7 protein-coding genes are annotated in these 3,351 nt (G+C 67.1%); all 7 read left to right on the top strand.

The genetic code is table 11. The annotated features are described in order from the left end of the window. Positions 1-595: YsnF/AvaK domain-containing protein (locus MKK63_RS31605; RefSeq protein ID WP_244008410.1), on the top strand; the 595-nt coding region annotated here is incomplete at its 5' end. 111 nt (positions 596-706) lie between these two features. Further along, the gene (locus MKK63_RS31600; protein WP_244008409.1) at positions 707-1,093 is read left to right on the top strand and encodes a hypothetical protein; all 387 of its coding nucleotides are present in this window, start codon (positions 707-709) and stop codon (positions 1,091-1,093) included. Between the two features lie 49 nt (positions 1,094-1,142). Then, entirely contained in the window at positions 1,143-1,838 is a 696-nt protein-coding gene (locus tag MKK63_RS31595) for a hypothetical protein (RefSeq protein WP_244008408.1), read from the top strand. An 84-nt stretch (positions 1,839-1,922) separates the two neighbouring features. Then, positions 1,923-2,411, top strand: a complete 489-nt coding sequence (locus tag MKK63_RS31590; protein ID WP_244008407.1) for a YidB family protein — start codon at positions 1,923-1,925, stop codon at positions 2,409-2,411. Beyond that, on the top strand, positions 2,405-2,602 hold the full coding sequence (locus MKK63_RS31585) for a hypothetical protein (protein WP_244008411.1): 198 nt from the start codon (positions 2,405-2,407) through the stop codon (positions 2,600-2,602). The genes MKK63_RS31590 and MKK63_RS31585 overlap by 7 nt, the downstream gene beginning before the upstream one ends. Before the next feature lie 112 nt (positions 2,603-2,714). After that, positions 2,715-2,909 (top strand): hypothetical protein, encoded by a 195-nt coding sequence (locus MKK63_RS31580; protein ID WP_091721931.1) that lies wholly within the window; start codon positions 2,715-2,717, stop codon positions 2,907-2,909. 65 nt (positions 2,910-2,974) lie between these two features. Next, positions 2,975-3,127 carry a CsbD family protein gene (locus MKK63_RS31575; RefSeq protein WP_244008406.1) on the top strand — a complete coding sequence of 51 codons (153 nt, stop codon included), beginning with the start codon at positions 2,975-2,977 and terminating at the stop codon, positions 3,125-3,127. The last annotated feature ends 224 nt before the right edge of the window (positions 3,128-3,351 follow it).

Below are 3,351 nucleotides of genomic sequence, written 5' to 3'. Positions count from 1 at the left end.
GGAGCAGCACGGCTCGGTCGATCTCGATCAGCGCGAGACCACGTGGCGCAAGGAAGGCTGGAGCGGATACTCGGCGACCGGCGGCACGACGACGGCCAGCTCGACCACGGGCACGACAGCAACCGGAACAGCGGCTACAGGCGCCGTGGCCCTGAAGGGTGGCGGCACGACCACGGGCGAGACCGACTACATCCCGATCGTTGAGGAGCGGCTTAACGTAGGCAAGCGCGTGGCCGAGAGCGGCCGGGTGCGAGTTCGCTCCTTCGTCGTCGAGAAGCCGGTTGAGGAGCAGGTCACCCTGCGCGACGAGACCGTGCACGTCGACCGGCGCGTGGTCGACCGGCCGGTGACGGCTGCCGACGAGGCCTTGTTCGCGAGCAAGACCATCGAGGCGACCGAGATGCGTGAGCAGGCGGTGGTGTCGAAGGAGGCCCGCGTGGTCGAGGAGGTCGGTATTCGCAAGGACGCGGGTCAGCGCACCGAGACCATCACCGACAAGGTGCGGCATACGGAGGTCGAGGTCGAGGACGAGCGCGGCAACGTCAGCCGCACTGGCACGGCCGGCACTACACCGGGTACCCGCAAGCCGGTCTGAACCACAAGAGCGCGCTGCCTGGAGCCTCGACGCACCGGGCGGCGCACCGTGCTGAGATCCGACTTCGGATCGGCCCGTCCCTCTACCGAAATCAGACAAACAGGCCTGGCCATGTCCCTGAACCGCTCGATCCTGCTCCTGTTGCCGTTGCTCGGGGCCGCGCCCGCATCGGCGCAGACGACCGTCACCGGGCAGCCTGCGACGGGTGGTGCCTCCAGCGCAACCTCCGGCGGGCAGAACGCCGTGACGCGGCCGAACACCGATCACGCCCACGACGACAGACCCGCGGCCACCGGCACTGGGACGAACGTCAAGCTGGAGCGGGGCGCCAACAGCTTCACCGAGGGTGAGGTCCGTCGGCGGCTTGAGCGGGCCGGCTACCATGAGGTCAAGGATCTGAAGAAGGACGGCGACGGCATCTGGCACGCCAGCGCGATGGTGCACGGCAAAGCTGCCAGCATCGGCCTCGACTTCAAGGGCAACGTCGCGGTCCAGTAGCCGGTCCCCACGCTCGATCTATTCCACCCGAATTTCTTGGAGGCATCTCATGCCAGCACAGACCCTCTCGGCCCTGTACGACCGCTACGACGACGCTGCGGCGGCTGTGACGAAGTTGGAGGCGGCCGGCGTGCCGCACTCCGATATCAGCCTCGTCAGCAACAAGGCGGAGACCGGCAATGCCGGAACAAGCGACACAGCAGAGCATGCAGCCACCGGCGCGGGGACCGGCGCGACGCTCGGCACGATCCTGGGCGGTGGCGCGGGCCTCCTCGCCGGCCTCGGGTTGATGGCCATCCCGGGCGTCGGTCCGGTCGTGGCCGCCGGTTGGCTCGTGGCGACGCTGACCGGTGCGGGCATCGGTGCAGCAGCGGGCGGTTTGACCGGCTCGTTGACCGGCGCCGGTGTGAGTGAGACCGACGCGCATGCTTACGCCGAGGGCGTACGCCGCGGCGGCTCGCTGCTGACCGTGAGGGCGGATGAAGCTCACGCCGGCGTGGCCACGCGCATCCTGGAGGAGCACGGTGCCGTCGATCTCGACGCGCGCGCCCAGGGTTGGGAGAGCGAGGGCTGGAGCAGCAAGACTGCCGACGGGACCCCAATGGACACATCGACCTTGATCGGCTCGGACGCAGCTGCAGGCTCGGTCGTGCGCGAGAACGATGCGGTGAGCGCTCCCATGGCTGGTACGGATACGCCGATGTCGGGTGCCCGCAGGGTGCGTGTCTACAACCACCCAGTCTGATCCTCGGCATCCATCCTTAGGTTCGGCCTCATCGTCGACCCATACGATCATCCCAGCCCAAGGGCCGCTCCCGGAGCACCACTCATGGGCATACTCGACAGCATCATCGGCAGCGTGGTCGGCGGTAACGCCGGTCAGCAACAGGGCGGCAGCGCTAACCCCCTCGTCGGCGTCCTGATGAGCCTTCTGGCAGCGCGGGCCGGAGGCGGCGGCCTCGGCGGCATGTTGGGTAACGCGGGCGGCGGCATGGCTGGCGCCGGTCAGGGCGGTCTCGGCGGTCTGCTCGGTGGTGCAGGCGCAGCCGGCGGTCTCGGTGCCCTGATCGAGCAATTCACCCAGGCCGGCCACGGTGGGGCGATCAATTCATGGATCGGAAACGGCCAAAATCAGCCGATCGTGCCGCACGATCTTGGCGCCGCGCTCGGCCCGGAGACGGTGGGCCAGCTCTCGCAGCAGACCGGTATGGGCAGTTCCGACCTGCTGTCGCAGCTCTCGCAATTGCTGCCTGGCGTGGTCGATCAGCTCACCCCGCAGGGTAGGATGCCGACCGAGCATGAACACGCGCTTTGGTAACGTTCTTCGCGGCCGATCACGCCGCCGTTTATGAGATCACCCTTCGGCAGCAGGCCACATGTTCCGCGCTGCGCGACAGCCTGTCGTGGCAGACCGACCTGTCGCATGGCGACTTACTTTTCCGGCTCTCACGGGAGCTTCCCTCGGCGGTGAACCGCTACGCCGCTGATGGCAGGTTGCCCGCCCATTGACGCGGTGAGCCTGAGGACACGCCGCACGCCGGTTGAGGACGACCTCACCCGGACGCGCCGGTCGATACGACCGCAACGAGCACCGTGACGGTGCCGAACGAGGAATACAGCCATGGCCCAGAACGCACACCACGAGGCGGCCAAGCATCACGAGGCCGCCGCCAAGTCACACAAGACGGCCGCCGAGCACCACGAGAAGGGCGACGCCAAGACGGCCGGCAAGCACGCCGAAGAGGCCCACGGCCATTCGGCGAAGGCGCACGAGAGCTCGACCAAGGCTCACGGCAAGAGCACCGGCAAGCACTGATCGGCTCTGCGTAAACCGGCCGGACCCGCCGCATGTGGGCCCGGCTGCCAATCATGAGGGACACCATGGACGAGAACCGCATCACCGGCGCCGCGAAGGAACTCGGCGGCAAGGTTCAGGGCAAGGTTGGCGACGCGATTGGCGACCGTGAGACCCAGGGCAAGGGCAGGGTGGATTTGCGCAGGTCCACTTTTGTGCGTGAGTTGGCAGAAGACTGATCAACGGCCGCTTTCGGGAAGCGCCAACGGCGTCTTTAGCGGCCGGGTTGGGTCGCTAGCCGTAGGACCGCTCATGATCCAGACTGTGTGAAAACGTGCTGATCTGATAGGGTAAATTCCGATCTTGGAGGTCGGGATGAAGCGCTTCATCGCAGGTGAGGACCGTCAGCAGATCACGCTGCTTCCCGATTGCCTGGACGACTATATCACCGGCGACAATCCGG

This window comes from Methylobacterium sp. J-088 (assembly GCF_022829295.1).
GTDB lineage: Bacteria > Pseudomonadota > Alphaproteobacteria > Rhizobiales > Beijerinckiaceae > Methylobacterium.
Note: the sequence above shows the minus strand (reverse complement) of the source record. Positions and strands in the feature narration are given on the sequence as shown.